Here is an 18,422-nt window from a genome sequence, read left to right as displayed (position 1 = left end):
TACATGAAAAAATTAATTCTTGCTTTGGGTTTAGCGGTGCATGGGATCTCTTATGCAGCAATTACGCCTAAAGCTTTGCCTACCGATTCACGTATTAGAACAATCAATTATGTTCCTAATGATGTTTATCGAATTACTGTCAAAAAAGGCACTGTAACCCGCATCGTATTAGGTGAAGATGAAAGAATTTTAGAGCGTGGTGCTGCTACTGGATATCCTTCAGACTGTGAAAAGGATGACACCAATTGGTGTATTTTTGCGGATACTGGATCAAATTTAGTATGGGTGAAGCCAAAAGATAAAGCTACGCGGAATAACTTAGAGTTACGCACTAATAAGCGTGATTATAGTTTTGATTTTCAAGTCCTAAATAATGCTAAAGAAAAACCGATGTATCGTGTTGTCTTTAAATACCCACAAGAAGAAGAAAAACGTAAACAGCAAGAAGCTCAACGCTATAAAGCTTATACAGCACAATTAAAAGAAGAAAGCCAGCTTACTGAATTTTTGGTTTTACAGCATCGTTTAGCCAATGCTGCGCCTATCCCTAAAAATTGGAATTATCGTCAAGCTGCAAATAGAAAAGGGAAGCATTTTGTTCCAGAAATGCTATTTGATGACGGTCGTTTTACCTATATGCGTTTTAAAGGAAATACTGATATTCCAGTCGTATTTATTGACGGTACGGAAGGGGAAGAAAAAGTTAATTTCCATATCAGTAAAGAAGATCCAAAACTTTTGATTGTTGAAGCTCTAGCTAAAAAATTTGTTTTACGTCAAGGAAAAGGCGTAGTGAGTATTTTCAATGAATCTTATGATCCTGTCGGTGTTGCTCCTCAAGATGGCACTACTGTAGAGGGTGTTAAACGTGTCATTACTGCGGATATGAACTAATGAATATTAATGAACAAAAACCATTAGATGATCAAAAAGCTCCTGATGAAGAATTTAAAGAATCAGAAAATGGCATTGTGTCTGTCAATGAACGTGGGGATCAGGAAGATGGAAAAGGAAAAAAAATAGCGTTTATTGCAGTTATGGCGGTAATTTTTACAGTTATAGCTGTCTTTGCCTATAACTTTTTTTCAGATAGTAGTGATGCTGATGAAGCAGCTCAATTAAAAGAAAGTCAGATTGATCCAAGCCTAGATGCTTCAGCTAAAAGACGGGATTTTACTAATACTGATCCTGTTCCAATGGATGCAGGTCAAAATGCTCAATTTCAAAGCATCGATGCCTGTCAAGATAAAAGTATTCCTAGACAGCTAACAGACAATAACGGCAATGCTTTAACTTATAACGGAATGTTGGTTTTTCAATGCCAAAATGGTCAGCAGATTTTAAGACAGCCTGAAGCTGCGCCAGTAGTTGAACAGCAAGCAGCAAATCAACCTGTAGTAATCCAGCCACAGCCACAACAACAAGCTCAATATGTACCTTTAAATAATGGAAGCCGTTACGGTGGCGGGATCTTTGTCAACTCTTCACAACAAGGCGGGGCGGTTGGTCAGCCGTCAAGCATGAATCAACAAGCAGCTTATAACCAAGTAACAGGCATGATGAAACAGTTTGAACAGGATCAGAATAGTAATAGCCGTTCTGGTAATTTCTCTGGATCTGGTTTGATGTCTTTAGCGCATGATGATGAACCTATGCAGCAGCATCAGCCACAACAAGCTACAACTAACATGGCTAATCATTCCTCTAATAAAGTCCAGGCTAGGTTTATTGGGGATCGAAATTACTTAATTGCTAAAGGTCGTGTAATCCGTTGCAACCTGTCAGTTAAAGTCGTTTCAGAAATTGGCGGTATGGCTTCATGTGTCCTTCCACAACCTGTTTATTCTGATAATGGTCGTGTAGTCCTTGCTGAAGCGGGATCTGAAGTCATTGGAGAATACAAAAGTATTGCAGCACAAGGGCAAAGACGTTTAGGTATCATCTGGTCACGCTTAAAAACTCCACATGGTGTTATTGTCGATATTGATTCTCCCGCAGCAGACCATTTAGGAACAGGTGGTTTAAGTGGTCGAGTAGATAACCGTTGGGGCGCACGTATCGGTGCAGCGTTTATGCTTTCTTTAGTTCAAGACGCTATTGCTTACGGTATTTCTAAAGAAACAGGCGGGAACAATAGCACTCCTTATATGCTTCAAAACACTTCAGACATGGGTAAATCAATGGCTGAAACAGTGTTGAATGAAACAATCAATATCAAGCCAACAATTTATAAAAATCAGGGTGATGTAGCTTCAATTTACGTGGCCAAAGATATTGATTTCAGAGGTGTGTATGAACTCCGCGCAAAATAATGTTTTAAGCAAGGATGTAATGGTTAGACAGCTATTACTTCCATTAGAAAAATTCTTAAAAACTAAAGGGGTGACTGAAATTGCAATTAACGCACCTAACGAAGTTTGGACGGAATCTAATAAAGGATGGGAAAAGCATTCTATAAATCTGGAAATGGCGCAAATAACAGCTTTAGCTAATGTTATTGCTACCTATACCAATCAACGGATTGGCCAAGAAAACCCTATATTATCTGCTCAATTGCCTGATGGAGAGCGTATTCAGATTGTTCTACCGCCAGCCATTGAAAATGGAACGGTATCAATAACAATCCGTATTCCTGACGAGTCAAACCGATCATTTCAGGAATATAAAGATCAAGGCTTTTTTGACCACTTCAGATATGGGAAATCTAATGAGTTTGAGCAGTTTAAACCTGTATTACGTACTGAAGATATTAAGCTAGTCCAGTTTTTAGAAAACAAAGATCTTGATGGATTTTTTAAATTCGCTGTTCAATGTAAGAAAAATATTGCAGTTGTTGGTGATACTGGTTCTGGTAAAACCACTTTCATGAAGGCAATTTGTCAGTACATTCCTAAAGATGAACGTCTTGTCACTATTGAAGATGTACGTGAACTTTTTGTTCCACATGAAAACAAGGTTCACCTACTTTATTCTAAAGGTGGTCAAGGTAAAGCTAAGGTAACCCCATCTGATCTGATCGCTAGTAATATGCGTATGAAGCCAGACCGTGTATTACTTGCTGAATTACGTGGTGGAGAAGCTTTTGACTTTCTGAAACTACTTACAACTGGTCACAGTGGATCTATTACAAGTTATCACGCTGAAAGCTGTTCATTGGCTTATGATCGCTACGTCTTTATGTGCAAAGAACATGAACAAGCAAATATCTACGATGCCACTACACTAAAGGAATTAGTTGCTTTAACCATTGATATTATTGTTCATGTTGAAGTGAAGAAAAAATACGATGATGAAAGTAATTTAATAGGTAAAGAACGCTTTATTTCTGAAATCAAATTTGATCCTGTTTCTAAAGTTAAGGCTCAATTTGGTGATGCTGAAATTATTGTAGGGGATAGGGCGTGAATAAAAAAATTCTGATCCTACTCCTTGCAATTTTTTTAGCGGTCGTTGGTTTCTTTATTACTAAATATCTGGCCGGTGTTCTTTATTACTTAGCTAATAAGACCAATCCATTTCCTGAAGTGAATCTGACAACGTGGGGGTATTATTGGGATTTATATGCACACAATGTACCTGCACAAAAGAAAAAGCTGCAAGGTGCCTTGATCGCTGCACTATTTATCACTTTTGTTCTCCCTGCTTTAGTCATTGCTAGTCTGTTTAATAAAAAACAGTCGTTACACGGTGATGCGAGATTTGCCACAACAAAAGAAATTCAGAAATCTGGATTGATGGGAAATAAAGGAATTTTAGTAGGGAAATATCATAATAAATATTTAATGCTTGGCGGTCAGCAATTTGTACTTCTGGCTGCTCCGACACGAAGCGGTAAAGGTGTAGCGATTGTTATTCCTAACCTTCTAAACTATTCGGATAGTGTAGTTGTACTGGATTTGAAGCTTGAAAACTTCCTATTAACTTCTAAATTTCGTGCTAAGAATGGCCAGAAAGTTTATCTATTCAGCCCATTTTCTGAAGATCTAAAATCTCACAAATGGAATCCATTTGATACCGTTAGTCATGACGAAAATTTTAGAGTAGGTGAAATTCTAGCTATTGGTCGAAGTTTCTACCCTGTGACTGGTGATGCTAAAACCGATTTCTGGAATGACAATGCTAATAACTTATTTCTTGGCCTAGCCCTATATCTATTTGAAACTGAAGATCTGCCTGTAACTATGGGTGAGGTTTTAAGACAGAGTTCAGGTAAAGGTAAGCCAATTCAGGATCATATTAGATCTATTATTGATGAAAGAGCGCAAAGTGATAAACCGCTTAGTGATACTTGCCTAGATGCTTTAAACCGTTTTTTAAGTTCACCAGACAATACGCTCGGTAACATCATTTCTACTTTTACCTCACCTTTAACGATTTTTGCGAACCCGATTGTGGACGCTGCAACTTCATCAAGTGACTTTAAACTTGAAGATGTACGCAGACAAAGAATGTCTATTTATTTTGGTGTTCAACCTAACCGCTTAGGGGATGCTAAGAACTTAATTAATCTGTTTTATTCACTCTTAATTGATGTGAATCTAAAAACACTGCCACAACAAGATTCATCTTTGAAATACCAGTGCCTAGTCGTGAATGATGAAGCAACGGCTGTCGGTAAAGTAGCGAAAATTGCAGACGCTAACTCATTTATTGCGGGTTATAACATTCGTTTATTAACAATTATTCAGTCTATTGGTCAGTTAGAAGACGTTTATAAAACTCAAACTAGGGGGCTTGTAACTAACCATGCTTTGCAGATCATTTACCCGCCTAGAGAACAACGAGATGCTAATGAATATAGTGAAATGCTTGGCTATTTCACTTTCAAAGCAAAATCTAGAGGCCAAAGCCGTTCTATGGCATGGGGGCAAGGTGGCTCTAATTCAGAAAATGAATCAGATCAAAGACGAGCTTTAATGCTCCCTCAAGAGTTAAAAGAATTGTCGCAAGATAAAGAAATTATCTTTATGGAAAATACAAAACCTATCATGTGTGAAAAGGCTAAGTATTTTAATGACAGTGCTTTTGTGGATCGCCTAAAGTCCGTTTCTCCTAGCATGAAAGCAATTAAAGGTTTTCCAACTCACAAGCAATTAGAAAAAATTGCCTTTGAGGATCTGGAACTTTCAATTCCTATTCCTGATTTAGACGTAAAGCTGCATAAGGCAAAAATTGAAAAACGTATAACTGAAATTACTACAGTGGAACAGGCTGAACAGATAGATATTTCTAGCTTAGTTATCCCTGAATTTAAGTTAGATAAAACAGTTTTTGAAGATCCAGAAAATCCACAACCTGAAGAATGTCTACAAGTGGTCGATCAATTCTTTGGGGCTGTTGAATGGGAAGAAGATACTGAAGCGCAAAATATTGTCGATGATTTCTTTAGCCAGGTGGAAGCTAGTGCTGAAAATCCAATAGAAAACCTAGTTGCAGTAGATGAACCAGAACAAACGGAAAACCTTATTGCAGTTGATGACACTGAATTTAGTCATGACGAAATGGAAAATCTGATTGCAGCAGATGAATCAGATCCTCTGGCCATGATTGCAGAAATGGAAAATCTGGTTGCAGTAGATGAATCAGATCCTCTGGCCATGATTGCAGAAATGGAAAACCTAGTTGCAGTAGATGAACCAGAACAAATGGAAAACCTTGTTGCAGCAGATGAATCAGATCCTCTGGCCATGATTGCAGAAATGGAAAATCTTGTTGCAGTAAATGAACCAGAACAAATGGAAAACCTTGTTGCAGCAGATGATCAACAGCTAACTAATTCAGATATTGATGACGTTTATCGAGCGTTTACAAACCAAGTTAATTCTAAATAAGGAAACTATTATGAAAAAAATCTCTCTTACATTAATCAGCCTTGCGCTATCTTTTTCAGTTGTGGGCTGCGCATCAAATAAAGCTGTAACCAGTCCTAATGGCTTTTCATCTAAAGCAGTTAATCAACCTGACACTGTTAAAAACTATATGCAAAGTATAGTTGTATATCAGCAAAATAAAGATTTAAGCACTGAAACTGAAAGACAAATTGCACTTCTAACAGACAAATATATTCAAACAAAAATGATCATTGACGAAGCAGCACGTCGCCAAAATATTTCTAATCAATAAGGACTTGATCATGACTGAAGCAAACAAGGTCGATAAACCTAGTTCTAATAAAGAACAAACAGGCTATACCAAGCTTGGCAAGACGCTAGAAACTAATCAAGCTGAGGTCAATTCAATTGAAAAAGCTGAAAATATAGATATTTCAAAAGGTTTAAAAGGTATTAACCAAGATCCTGAAGAAACTAAGGTAACTGATACCAAAAAGTTAAAAACTGATGACAGTAAAGAATCTAGTGAAGAAGGTATACCTAAAGCATTGCTCAATAAATATTATGTGGTAGATGACAAATATCACTTTAAAGGTAATCCTGAAAAAGTAGCTTTTGAGGATTCTGGAAAAGCCTTAAAAACCACAATTGATGATAAGCATATTGCTGCTTCAATGGTGGAGGTAGCAAAAGCTAAAAAATGGGAAACAATACAGGTTAAAGGCTCTGAAGAATTTAAACGGAATGTATGGCTTGAAGCTTCAATGAAGGGCATGATAGTAAAGGGCTATGAACCTCGTGATATTGATCTAGCCTTGCTCAATGATATGAAAAAAGAACAAGGTAAAGAGGTAGTTCACAATACTATTGAAAAGGGTAATGAACGCCAGAAAGAGAAGTCTTTAAATGAGAAGGATAAAGTAGATCCAGCACAAGAACGGAAGGAAAAAATTAATAACCTGTCAGAACAGGAAAAAGCTTTACTGAGAGTTTTTGATAAAAAAATGAAAGCAGACGGTTTCACAGAAAAGCAGCGCACAGCCAGTATAGAAGTTGCGGTTGAACAGCTTAATCAGAAAAAAATGCACGTTGGAAAATTAGTAGATCATGGCGCAGCACCTTATAAGCATGATCCTAAAAATAACAGCAGCTACTATGCCACTATTAAAAATAGTAAAGGTGAAAAAAATACAATCTGGGCGAAGGATCTGGAACGTACTTTGAAAGAACAAAATATTATTAAGAATGATGATATTGTCCTGACCTATAAAGGGTCTAACAAAGTCGAAGTGAATACTAAAGAAATTGATCCTAAAACTGGACTGCCAACAGGCGCAAGAGTTCAAACATTAGCAAATAAAGGGAAGTGGGAAGCCCAAAGCTTGAGTAAATTGAAAGAAACAACTGAAAAAGCTCTAACCAAAAATGATAAAACTAAGCTTCAGATTCAACACAATACCGATATTCAAAATCAGAAATTTCATAAGCCAAAATTAACGGCTTATGATGCCAATGCTCCAAAACAGCAGCCACAAACTAAAACTCAAGAGAGAACTAAAAATAAAGATATATCCCGATAATCTATGCCACGAAAACACCCATTAAGAGTGTTTTTTTATATCTCGTTACTGGATCAAATGGGAGTAGTTCATTTTCTGCAGTCGCCATTTAAAAAGCACAGCTTTTTAAAGCTCGCTTGAAAATCAACGGTAATCAGGGAAGGGAAAATTTAACTGATTGCGTCAGTTCGCAAAGTAGACACTTTGCTCTGATATGTCTGCTATGGATCTGCATTAGATAGTTAGAATAGAGGCTTGGATAATAGCTGCAGCTTGCAGCAATTGTCCAAGCATCGGGATTAGACGTTTTAGAGATTATGGACCAGACAATAACATTGGCAGTCCATGATCTACTAAAACTAATAGAAGGTTAAACTTTGGATATTACTTGTTTTGTCCACCTGTGGACTATATAATCAAATTTAATCTGATTAAGGACGGTATATAATGACAAATGCAGATTTTAAACTGCTAGTTGAATCATTGGGGTTCTATAACGCTGAAGCAGTAAGGGATTATTTCAAAGCTATAGGCTTTAATGAATCTATTAACGTCCGACCAATCCAATATTGGTTGAATGGTAAGAGTGTAGCACTCAATATGCCGATTCCAGACGATGTGGTTGAGCATTTTAAGCAGCTTGAACAAATGAAAATTGAATTATCTGGTCAAGAAAAATTTAAGAGAAATAGCTTTCTTTACAAAGACAAATATTTAATGTGGGAAAAATTCCCTGAATTAAATGGATTACCTTGCACATACCTTAACCAGTTAATGGTTCTGGTGAATATGCTTCATGGTTATAGAGAAATGCAGTATTGCTCAAGCTACTAAGGATCATGGAATGAAAAATCAGGATCTTTCTATTGTCGAATTGGTTAGTAAACGCAATAAAATTTTCTATACAGTCTGCGGATTATTGGTCTTACTAACAGCATTATCATTTGCCAGATACTTTCTGAATTTTAGTATCCTTTATCTATTAATCTTGCTTATTCCATTTTTTGCTCTCCTTTATTGGATGATAAAAATTACTGAAGGAATAAAAGAGAAAAGGATTAGTCAGGAAGGATAGGAGAGACTAGTGGTAGATATTGTTGACCCTTCTACACGTAGCCGTATGATGGCCGGAATCAAAGGCAGTAATACAAAGCCTGAATTGCTAATAAGACACCTGCTTCATAAAAAAGGATTCCGTTATCGTCTTCATGTAAAGGATCTGCCGGGAAAACCGGATATTGTGCTACCAAAATATAAGTCAGTGATTTTTGTACATGGCTGTTTCTGGCATGGCCACCAAGACTGCCATCTTTTCAGGTTACCGGCAACGCGGACTGAATTCTGGCAGGAAAAAATCTGTCGTAATCAGGCGAATGATTCCAGAGCTGTAGATCTCCTGCTCGCCAGTAACTGGCGGGTCTGTATCGTCTGGGAATGCAGTATTCGGGGAGCCAAAAAAGATCCGGAAAAAGTAGTCAGTACAATTGCTGACTGGCTTGCAGGTGATGAACAGTTTCTTAAAATACGTGACATTCAAAGAGATCTATGATCTTTGGGAAAATACAGCCATACTTATTCCTCTGATGACAGATCAAGCTCCTTATATTCATCATAGAGACAAGCTGAATTGCCTGCTGACACCCTGAACTGGTTACGTTTTTTCTGTTTCCATTTACCTGTATTCTGATCCAATGCATATTTACATCCTGGATCATGGACTACTATTCCTGTAGACAGGGCATCCAGGAATTTTTCAATACTCGCTCCTTTAGCCAGCGATACCTTTGGGCCAAACTGGTAATAGGTAGATCCTTCAATTTTTAAATTAGTATATGAGACATAGCATGTTTTTGTATGTTTTTTCTTCCAGTGATTGAGCAGTTTGCTGAAGGTCCACCCGGCCGCAATTTCTCCATTGTCATTTTTCAGAAAATAGCCACCCTCGCTCAAGGTGATTTTCTTTTTCTCCAGATCATACCCTTCAATGAAAAGTGTCAGGTGGGTTTCCGGATTTCGGATTCCAGTCTGGTGTTTGGCGGTAAAATAAAGTTGATGCGGTTGCCTACGGTTTGCATGGGTATTCATGAAATTTGCATAGCTATCACGATAGAGTCCGATATCCGGTTCAGGAGTCATCAGAGTTGTACTGCTTTTTGATCTTGTTTTCAGCTCCCAGTCCAGAAAATCTGGACTGGCATTTCCGTTTGGAATGATGCCAAATTCGCATTCAAGGGTAAAACCGGCTCCATTAGGTGCTTCATAGAAGATAACAGTACCGTCTTTGTCCAGTCTTCTGGATCTTATGGGCCCTTTGATGTAGATATCTTTGAGTTTTTCAATTAAAAGACCCTGACTGTCTGCAAGGCTGGAGTAATATTCATAGAAAACTGACAGGACCTGCTTGTCCTGATTCTGTTCGGTATATTCCTGGATCTCTTTTGAAATTTCTTCATTCCATGATCCTGTATACGCAAAGACCTTGTCATCAGTCAGTCCTAGTATCATGCCCCGTTTCTGGCTGGCATACCGTTCACGTTCTTCTGATGTTGGTGGTTTCATTATCTTGCCTGGGGCAAGCGAGCAGCCACGAAGGAATCCCGAAAGCCTGATTTCCGGATATTTGGGATAAAGGATAATCTGGGAACCTGCGGCTTCTTCAGTTTCACCTTCTGGTGTAATCCAGAACAGTTTGAGAGGTGCCTTGAATATAGGGCCTTTGCTGGACTCTCCATCAGCACGGATCTCTCCCAGCGGGAAGTCCTGAATAACCTCAAAATTCCCCCCAAAATAGATCTGCTGTTTGGAATTGTCATTATTGGAAAGAAGCTTGAGCAGGATACGGGTTGCACCCAGATCCTGCATTTTCTGTGATATCTGTCTGAGAGTGGCCATATACAATCCAGTCATTGTCTTCTAACCGGATCGTACCTCTATTTTAGTGATTTTTATAGCTTTTAAGCAGACATCTTGTCTTTTTCACGCTTCCGGATTTCTGCTGCACGTAAAATATAAGGTTCCAGTAACTTTGCAACGGCAGCGAAAACAGGCACAACAACCGAGTTGCCGAACTGCTTGTATGCCTGTGTATCCGAGACCGGAATACGGAAGAAATCTTCTCCGTCCAGTTTCTGGAAGCCCATCAGTCTGGCACATTCCCGTGGTGTTAGACGACGTGGGCGGTTTTTCTGGTTATTTGGATCATCAAACTCTTCTTCTCCCCGCTGCATGTCCCAGCCGCGGTCAATTAGTATTTCCGAACCGTCTTTATGATAACGAGCTGAAAGGGTTCTGGCCACGCTGCCAGGATTTTTCGGATCTACCAGACCAAACCCAAAACCGTTACCTTTGGCCTGATGTTTCTTTGCATAGTTGTAAAGATACTTCCAGAGATTTTCAGTGAGTATGTACTTGTCTGCTACTTCTGTTTCTAACACATCCTGTATGGTCGGACGGACTTCAGGGAAGAGTTTACTGATATTTTTCAGGGAAAAGTCTCCCTTGATATCCAGACTGCGTTTGAAGCCTACCAGTACAATACGCTCACGGTGCTGGGGAAGGAAATTTTTGCCGTCAATGATTTTGGGGTCATTCGGACCACTCGCGTCAGCATCTGCAACATCATAGCCCAGCTCGTCCAGCGTCTTCATGATGATACGGAAGGTATTTCCCTTGTCATGGCTTTTCAAGTTTTTTACATTCTCGAGTACGAAAATGGCTGGCTGTTTTGCAGCAATAATACGTGCCACATCAAAAAACAGAGTTCCCTGTGCTTCACATTCAAAACCATGAGCCTTGCCAAGGGAATTCTTTTTTGAAACACCTGCCAGAGAGAACGGCTGGCATGGGAAACCGGCCAGTAGTACCTCATGATCTGGAATTTCGTTATCAATATGCTCATAAGCTTCATTGATGTCTGTATCCGGATCTTCAGTCAGCGTAACCTGTCTGATATCTTCGTTGAATTTATGCTGTTCAGGATCACAGTACCAGTTAGCCTTGTATGTCCGGACGGCTTCCTTGTTCCATTCGCTGGTAAACACGCATTGTCCGCCGATTTCTTCAAATCCCTTTCTGATCCCACCAATACCGGCAAAAAGATCAATAAAACGGAATTTATAATCTGGATGGTGGGCTGGTGGTTTTGGAAGCATTTTTTGCTGAAGCATTTCTACTTCACCTTCACTCAATGCCCTTGGTGCACTCTTTCCATTCAGCCATTTATTCAGCGTTTCACGGGTCCAGTCATACTGACCTACTCTACGAAGTATTTCAGCAACAGTTTTCTGGTCATAGGACTCCAGTACCTGATTAACCAGCGCCTTGTGTTCTGCAATTTTCTGGTTTTCCTGGATTAGGTACTTTTCATGCAGGTCATCAGCTTGGGACAAAAGCTCTTTCATCTATAAATCTATATTGGGTATTTTGAGTGATATTTTATCACTCATTTAACCCAGATTGGAGGATTTAAGTTCTTTGTGTTCATTAATTATGCAATACTCAACTGATCTTTTAGTTGATTCTGGTACATATGCGGATTTTTAAACAAATAGAAAATTAATGAGAATTGCTAAAGTAAGTACATAAAGCGTCAGCAGCTTACTATGAAATGTATTTGTGATTCTTGTCATTTTTGACGATTATGGTTGGTAAAATGATTATTCTTTTTTTCTTTAGATACAACCTCCATCAGAAAGAAGTCCAAGTTAAAAGGAATTTTAGTCTTACCTTCAAATGCTAAAAAAGGAAAACTGTGCAAGAATAGGAAAAGTATTGATAATTCATTTTCTTAGTCTATCCCAATGGCTATTTTAAAAACTTCGAGGTTTCTTCAAGAATTCACATGTCAGAGCAAAAAATTAAACTAGTACCACCTAAGAATTATCGCCATCCTTATAAAGTTGAAGGTATTTCCTACATGGATACTGAAGACCCAAGATTTACGTATGCCATCATAAGTCTAGTTTCAACTCATAAAAAAATTAAGAATAATAAATATCTTATTCGTGTTCTTATGATGAATGACCATCTTAAATCTAATGCTGAATTTAATATTGCCTCAGGGTTATTTACCAGTCTTATACATCCGGATGTTTCAGTAGTTGTTAAAAATATAGCACGTCCGGTACAAGACTCTGATTTATATGAAGCATTAGCTCAAACAGCAATGGATACTCTAGCTCAAAAGTACAGCTATGCTTCTATTATTGAAAATCAGGATATGGCTCGATTATTCGGGTTTCTAATATCTTCCATGATTGGAATCGAGTTCAATCCTAATCCTTTTAAATCTGAGGTAGCGGTTGCCTCTGAGCTTTTAAAAAATATTGATGATATTATTTATATCTATGATAACTATATGGCTCTTGATCTAAGTGATGAGCTCAAGGCTGAACTTAACTATCAATTCTGGTCAGCTATTACAATGATGACGCGTAGCAATGCTTTGGTATATGCGGATAATTCAAGAGGTATGGATTTCTCAAGTCTTGCTAATAATAAAACGAACCTGACTATTAAAAATCTAAAAAAAGCGATTGAAACCAGCTTACCTTATTTCAATAAAGTGCATATTCAGTGTGAAATTCGAGATTTATTAACCCACTCAGATTTTGATGTATCTAACAGAAAAATAATTTGCAAAGATATGCTTATATCCTCTCCTCAAGCTGGCAGACTGAATATGCAAGTTTATATGAAATATAAAACTGCCATAGCGATCCTTTACCGTGCTTATCTTGTTTCTGTGGAGAAGAATATTCATGAAAGCACGATCAAAAGATTAAATACTATTCTTGATGAATCTGTTTATCGTCTTCAAAGTACTGGTCAAGATCCTCTTACATTAAAGATTCTTAAAGACCTCTTTATGATAGTGAAAAAGCCTTTAAATGCTGACGGCAATAATGATGTTGAAATTATTTTTAGTGAAGAAATTTCCAATGTCATCAAAAACCATGCCTTAGTATCTTAAGAGAAAATTCTACTTTTAGATCCTTTTATTTTTAGGGGGGATTACCAATCCAGATTACCTGATAAAAAACTCCGGCATCTTGCCAAGGTTTTTCATATTGGGCTCGCTTGGTGTAAGTCCTGTCGTATCTGCTGATCCTGTGCGATTTCCTTATTCTTGTTATTTGGAGCATCCTGCTTTCGATACATCCATCATAGGAAATTACAGCCAAGTCATCATATAGGCACAAAGCGGATATATCTATTTGGGGCTTACATTTTTTGTTATTCCCAAGTAGAAATGTCCTACCTTAAAACCAAATAGAAATGTCCTATACAGACATTTCCAAGTCAAGCACAGGATTCAGATTTCGTTGTTGAATTGCTGTTTTCTGTGCACGTCTTCTTGGCATAGATTGAGAACGATTGCGTTTGTATTGCTGTTCCAACTCTTCATGCTGTTGTTGAATATGATTGAGAACAGCACCTAAACGTTTATTCTCAACAATCTCTCGCTGGTTAAGCTGACTTAATTTATCGAAGATGCTGTAATTGATTTTTCTTCCCTGATATTCAATCGCGACTGTACCATCCGGGTATTCTAGGAACTCAAGATACTTACCAATCAATCTTTGGTTTTCTTCCGTGTTTTCCAGGAGATATACGCATTTATCATAAGTAATCGTCAGGCTATTCGTGACTCTGCGGGGTTCACGCCAAGTAAAAACATCATCTAACTCCTCAGCAGTTTCAGTAACAGTCCGGTGTAAATCCTTGGGATTAAAAGCCATCTTGGCGAACTTCTGATTGAACTGCTCAATGAAGCAGGGTAGCCAGGCATTCGCTTGCTCAATCGAACAGATGCCTTCCAGGCGCATTTCTTTGATCAGACGGTCCTGAAGCGTTCTATTGGCCCGTTCTACACGGCCTTTGGCCTGTGGTGAATTAGCGAAGATAATATCGATATTCAGGGTGCTGAGTACGCGCCCAAACTGGGTAATCTTGGTGTCTTTCTTACTGCTTTGATTCACCCTGAAGACTGAATGTTTATCGCTGTAAAATGCCAACGGCTTACCATGCTGCTCAATATACAAACGTGTTGAAATCATATAGTCAAAGGCTGATTCTGATTCACAGAAGCGTAAATGCTGCAATTTTCCTGTGGCATCATCGATAAACACCAGCAGACAGCATTTAGGGGCTCGACCTTCAAACCAGTCATGGTGTGAGCCATCAATTTGAATCAGTTCACCATAACAGTCCCGGTTATAACGAGGCTGATACGGGCGTTTCAGACGCTTGGATCGAGGAATCCATAAATCGGCTGCAATCATCCAAGAACGTAGTGTTTCCACCGAAATGTCGAATCCATGAATGGTAGTGAGCTTTTCATGCGCTAAAGTGGGTCCGAAACCATGCAGTTGATCCGAAACAATATTGAGGCACTTGAGTCTGAGTTCTTCAGGAAGCCTGGAGTTGCTGATTTGACCACGACCGGCATGGGCTAATGCAACTGGGCCTTGAGCTTTGTATTTCTGCAGTAAGCGTCTGATCTGACGCTCTGAAATATGAAGTAACTGAGCAGCTTGGGACTGGGTTATGCGTTGATCACAGATTTCCTGCAAGACCGACAATCGTTTAAGTTCTTTATCCGACATAGACACCAACATATCAAACCGTCCGCTAAGGAAATTGCAAAAATGCATATTCTAAAAGCGGACATTTTTACTTTGGAGAAACCGGACATTTCTATTTTGGGCTTACATTTTTATTGCGTATAAGAGATTTTATGTTAAATTATTATCAAGATAATTATGAGGAAAGTATCTATTTACCTTAATTAAAACAACAAAAAAATTTTTATTTTCAATATAATAAGTTAATTTTCAAAAAACTAATCGGGAATAAAAATGTCTTTTTTTGATGAAATATTTTCAGATAATGATCCTATTGAAATTAATAATATTAATGAATTGTATGATTCATTAGATGCAAAAAGTTCTCATAGTTCACTGCGTGTTATACAGCAAGAATGTATTGATATTTTAGACTCTAAATTAGAAAAAAAGGCAATTATTCTTAAACTTAGTACTGGTTCGGGGAAAACAACAATTGGTTTACTCTACCTAAAGTATTATGCCCAAAAATATAAGGAACCAGTTCTATTTTTGGTTCCAACTTTACAATTAGCAGAGCAAGTAATATCGGAAGCTACAAAATTAGGCATACAATCAAATATTTATTCAAAAGGACATAGAGTAGTAAGTCCAGAAGCTATGTGTGGTGATGAAATTATTGTCTCAACATATGAAAAATTATTTAATGGACTTAGTACTTTTAAAACATATGGGATACAACCTTGTGCAATTGCTTTTGACGATGCCCATACTGGTATGGATATAATTAAAAAACAATTTTCTATTATTTCGTCGGGAGAAATTTATACTGAATTATTATCTATTATAAAAGAACCATGCAAAATACATTTGGGTATTCAATGGCTTGAATTTGAAACAGATGGTAAAGCTTTTGAAGTTCCTTATTGGATATGGCAATCAAAAATAGAAGAAATTTTTGGGTTATTAAACCAGTATAAAGATCATAAAGATTTAAAATTTAATTATCCTCTTATTAAAAACGAGCTAACTTTTTGTAGATGTATATTTAGTCAAGGAAATTTTGAAATTTCACCAAATATATTAAATATCAAAAATATTACTCCATATTATGAGTCTAAGCATAAACTATTTATGTCTGCGACTTTTTCTGATTCAGATAATTTTATTAGATTTTTGGGCTTGGAAAAAGATATTGTTCAGAATATGGTTGCACCTTTATCGGATAAAGGTACAGGCGAACGGATGATCCTTGTGCCCTCTATTATTTCGCCAGATTTAGAAAAAAATAAAGTAGTTAATCTTTGTGCTGATTTAAGTAAACAGACCACAGTATTTGTGCTTACATCATCTATAAATCAAGCAAAAGTTTGGACTGATGAAGGGGCAATTTTTCTTAATAGTGAAAATATTAATGAAGTCTTATTCGATTTAAGTTCAAAAATAAATAAATCAGGATTTTATGTGATGGCACAAAGATTTGAAGGATTAGATCTTGCAGATGACTTGTGTCGAATATTAGTGATAGATGAGATACCTTTTGGTGAAAGTATAATTGATAACTACGATAGTGAATGCTTAGGTAATATAACTGGATTCGGTGGGAAAAACATATTTAGACTAGAACAAGGTATGGGAAGAGCTGTACGTTCTCATGTTGATTACTCCGTAATATTATTAGTTGGTAGTGATTTAAGCTCTTTTATTGCTCATAAAGATTGTAGAACAGCATTGAGTCCTGAAACTAATTGTCAGTTAGATTTGGGAATTAGAGTCAGTAAACAAATTGCTAAACACCAAAAAGACTCTATTGAGAATATTAAAAAGACTATTGCTAGTTGCTTGAGTCGGGATCTAGCTTGGAAAAATGGTTATCAATCTGAAATGAAAAAGGTTAAAAAAACTGAATTTTCATATGATGAAAAATTGCTAGATTTGGCTTACACAGAACGTAAATTCTATGAAGATTCATATATAAATCAATTTCACCTTTCGAAAGAGTCATTTAATAATATTATTAACTCTTTACCTGATTCAAAATATAAGGGGAAAATGTTGGAAAATTTTGCTCGTATTGTAAGCTTTACTGATGATGTGGAAAGTATGCAAATTCAGAATAAGGCAATACAATTATATCCTCGAGCTATTAAACCATTAACAGTATATCCAAGAAAACTTTTTAAAGAGCCAACATATTCCGCAATAAATATTGAAAAAATAATTAAAAATTACAATAATTTAGAAGGTATTTTAATACAATTGCAAAAAATTAAATCTGATTTTGGATTCAATGAAGTTAGAAGTAATAAAATAGAAAAAAACTTTAAAATATTAGGATACTTCTTAGGGGCGGATTCAATAAATCCTGAAGATGAATATAAGGAAGGTCCAGATGTCTGTTGGTATCTAGATAATAATGTTTATGTGATAGAGATAAAACATAATCAGGTTGAATCATTACATAAAAAAGATTCTGGGCAGTTAAGTGATAGTTGTGAGTGGGCAAAGAAAAATTATCCAACTATGGTAAATATAATTCCAACTACTTTAACTAATGTTACATCTTTTGATAAAGATGCTCACTATCCAACAGATACGGTTATTATCAATCAATCAAGAACCTTAGAACTTTTGGATGTTATGATAAAGTTTTATGAACATATGATAAGTGAATCTAAAAATACTGCTCAGGAAATAACAAGTGAATTGAACCATTATGGACTGGATAATAATTCTATCTTTAAAAAATATTTTAAAAGATTTGAATCTATTATGAAGAAAAAATAAGAAACTCTTTTTTTGAGAAGGAACTTTAAGTTTCTCTAAAATTAAAATAATACACGTTATACGAAATGCTATTTCTATTCCTTTAAAAATCAATTTCTTATATGCTATTGAAAAGCCCATTCACCCTCGAATGGGCTTTTTTGTTGATTTTTATGTTCCACGATTAATATTTTTCCCATGTTTAACGATTTTGATTAGCTCCTCTGCTTAATCTACATCTAATTCCTGACTTACTTTTTAAAGGAGGGATACGGGAAGTCTTCATTTAAAAAAATAACAATTGGGTATACTTTTTCCCCTCTTTACACTTAATACCGGATGATATAAGTAACTGATCATATAAAAGAATCCTAAAAATTATATTTGAGAATTAATATAATCTTTTAAATGCTCAAGAAAATGTGCTATTCGAGGTGAATGCTCTAATCTATCTGCATATATAGCGTAAATATCAGCAGGTAAAGTTTCATATTCTTTTAAAATTTGTACTAATCTTCCACTTTTTAAATACTTTAAGACATCCCATTCTGCCCTCATTAGTATTCCATGACCATCAAGAGCCCAGTCTAGTGTCACCTGCCCATCATTACTACTAAGTTTTCCATGAACCGTACCGGGTTTGTCGGAGACTTTTTTATTTAAGTTAGGCCACCTGACCTAACGGGTTAATCTTATCATAG

At 36.8% G+C, this 18,422-nt stretch carries 13 protein-coding genes and 1 pseudogene; 10 read left to right on the top strand and 4 right to left on the bottom strand.

Annotated elements, in window-relative coordinates; translation table 11 throughout:
- Positions 1-3: 3 nt before the first annotated feature.
- From VXQ92_RS14160 to VXQ92_RS14125, 8 genes are all read left to right on the top strand, one after another.
- Positions 4-894: a TrbG/VirB9 family P-type conjugative transfer protein gene (locus VXQ92_RS14160; RefSeq protein ID WP_416682228.1), complete on the top strand. Its 891-nt coding sequence runs from the start codon at positions 4-6 to the stop codon at positions 892-894.
- Positions 894-2,312, top strand: coding sequence for a type IV secretion system protein VirB10 (gene virB10 / locus VXQ92_RS14155; RefSeq protein WP_416682227.1), 1,419 nt, complete (start codon positions 894-896; stop codon positions 2,310-2,312). Before VXQ92_RS14160 ends, virB10 begins: the two co-directional genes overlap by 1 nt.
- A complete protein-coding gene (gene virB11 / locus VXQ92_RS14150; RefSeq protein ID WP_163172827.1) occupies positions 2,293-3,405 on the top strand; it encodes a P-type DNA transfer ATPase VirB11 in 1,113 nt (370 codons plus the stop codon). Before virB10 ends, virB11 begins: the two co-directional genes overlap by 20 nt.
- Positions 3,402-5,831, top strand: coding sequence for a type IV secretory system conjugative DNA transfer family protein (locus tag VXQ92_RS14145; protein WP_163172817.1), 2,430 nt, complete (start codon positions 3,402-3,404; stop codon positions 5,829-5,831). The genes virB11 and VXQ92_RS14145 overlap by 4 nt, the downstream gene beginning before the upstream one ends.
- A 10-nt stretch (positions 5,832-5,841) precedes the next feature.
- Positions 5,842-6,123, top strand: coding sequence for a hypothetical protein (locus tag VXQ92_RS14140; RefSeq protein ID WP_163172815.1), 282 nt, complete (start codon positions 5,842-5,844; stop codon positions 6,121-6,123).
- Between the two features lie 10 nt (positions 6,124-6,133).
- Positions 6,134-7,411 (top strand): LPD7 domain-containing protein, encoded by a 1,278-nt coding sequence (locus tag VXQ92_RS14135; RefSeq protein WP_416682225.1) that lies wholly within the window; start codon positions 6,134-6,136, stop codon positions 7,409-7,411.
- A 426-nt stretch (positions 7,412-7,837) separates the two neighbouring features.
- Positions 7,838-8,224, top strand: coding sequence for a hypothetical protein (locus tag VXQ92_RS14130; protein ID WP_004644755.1), 387 nt, complete (start codon positions 7,838-7,840; stop codon positions 8,222-8,224).
- Between the two features lie 250 nt (positions 8,225-8,474).
- Positions 8,475-8,939 (top strand): very short patch repair endonuclease, encoded by a 465-nt coding sequence (locus tag VXQ92_RS14125; protein ID WP_396469911.1) that lies wholly within the window; start codon positions 8,475-8,477, stop codon positions 8,937-8,939.
- A gap of 23 nt (positions 8,940-8,962) precedes the next feature.
- On the opposite strand, the gene VXQ92_RS14120 is transcribed toward VXQ92_RS14125, so the two are convergent.
- On the bottom strand, positions 8,963-10,282 hold the full coding sequence (locus VXQ92_RS14120) for an MvaI/BcnI family restriction endonuclease (protein WP_416682224.1): 1,320 nt from the start codon (positions 10,280-10,282) through the stop codon (positions 8,963-8,965).
- Between the two features lie 62 nt (positions 10,283-10,344).
- Positions 10,345-11,790: a DNA cytosine methyltransferase gene (locus tag VXQ92_RS14115; RefSeq protein WP_416682222.1), complete on the bottom strand. Its 1,446-nt coding sequence runs from the start codon at positions 11,788-11,790 to the stop codon at positions 10,345-10,347.
- Positions 11,791-12,230: 440 nt separating this feature from the next.
- On the opposite strand from VXQ92_RS14115, the gene VXQ92_RS14110 reads away from it, so the two are divergent.
- Positions 12,231-13,361 carry a hypothetical protein gene (locus VXQ92_RS14110; RefSeq protein ID WP_416682220.1) on the top strand — a complete coding sequence of 377 codons (1,131 nt, stop codon included), beginning with the start codon at positions 12,231-12,233 and terminating at the stop codon, positions 13,359-13,361.
- A 310-nt stretch (positions 13,362-13,671) separates the two neighbouring features.
- On the opposite strand, the gene VXQ92_RS14105 is transcribed toward VXQ92_RS14110, so the two are convergent.
- Positions 13,672-14,997, bottom strand: coding sequence for an ISNCY family transposase (locus tag VXQ92_RS14105; RefSeq protein ID WP_253157337.1), 1,326 nt, complete (start codon positions 14,995-14,997; stop codon positions 13,672-13,674).
- 252 nt (positions 14,998-15,249) lie between these two features.
- Between VXQ92_RS14105 and VXQ92_RS14100 the strand changes: the two genes are divergently transcribed.
- On the top strand, positions 15,250-17,742 hold the full coding sequence (locus VXQ92_RS14100; RefSeq protein ID WP_416682218.1) for a DEAD/DEAH box helicase family protein: 2,493 nt from the start codon (positions 15,250-15,252) through the stop codon (positions 17,740-17,742).
- 357 nt (positions 17,743-18,099) lie between these two features.
- On the opposite strand, the pseudogene VXQ92_RS14095 reads toward VXQ92_RS14100, so the two are convergent.
- Positions 18,100-18,354 (bottom strand): annotated as a pseudogene (locus VXQ92_RS14095) (LysR substrate-binding domain-containing protein); the annotation flags it as partial.
- Positions 18,355-18,422: the final 68 nt, after the last annotated feature.

This window comes from Acinetobacter sp. 228 (assembly GCF_048147885.1).
This window is presented reverse-complemented; position numbering and strand designations above follow the sequence as displayed.

Bases quoted from the DNA above. Each gene is read 5' to 3' on its own strand.
- VXQ92_RS14110 (WP_416682220.1), top strand. From the start codon at position 12,231: ATGTCAGAGCAAAAAATTAAACTAGTACCACCTAAGAATTATCGCCAT.
- virB10 (WP_416682227.1), top strand. From the start codon at position 894: ATGAATATTAATGAACAAAAACCATTAGATGATCAAAAAGCTCCTGAT.
- VXQ92_RS14140 (WP_163172815.1), top strand. From the start codon at position 5,842: ATGAAAAAAATCTCTCTTACATTAATCAGCCTTGCGCTATCTTTTTCA.
- VXQ92_RS14105 (WP_253157337.1), bottom strand. From the start codon at position 14,997: ATGTCGGATAAAGAACTTAAACGATTGTCGGTCTTGCAGGAAATCTGT.
- VXQ92_RS14130 (WP_004644755.1), top strand. From the start codon at position 7,838: ATGACAAATGCAGATTTTAAACTGCTAGTTGAATCATTGGGGTTCTAT.
- VXQ92_RS14100 (WP_416682218.1), top strand. From the start codon at position 15,250: ATGTCTTTTTTTGATGAAATATTTTCAGATAATGATCCTATTGAAATT.
- VXQ92_RS14120 (WP_416682224.1), bottom strand. From the start codon at position 10,282: ATGGCCACTCTCAGACAGATATCACAGAAAATGCAGGATCTGGGTGCA.
- virB11 (WP_163172827.1), top strand. From the start codon at position 2,293: ATGAACTCCGCGCAAAATAATGTTTTAAGCAAGGATGTAATGGTTAGA.
- VXQ92_RS14160 (WP_416682228.1), top strand. From the start codon at position 4: ATGAAAAAATTAATTCTTGCTTTGGGTTTAGCGGTGCATGGGATCTCT.
- VXQ92_RS14135 (WP_416682225.1), top strand. From the start codon at position 6,134: ATGACTGAAGCAAACAAGGTCGATAAACCTAGTTCTAATAAAGAACAA.
- VXQ92_RS14115 (WP_416682222.1), bottom strand. From the start codon at position 11,790: ATGAAAGAGCTTTTGTCCCAAGCTGATGACCTGCATGAAAAGTACCTA.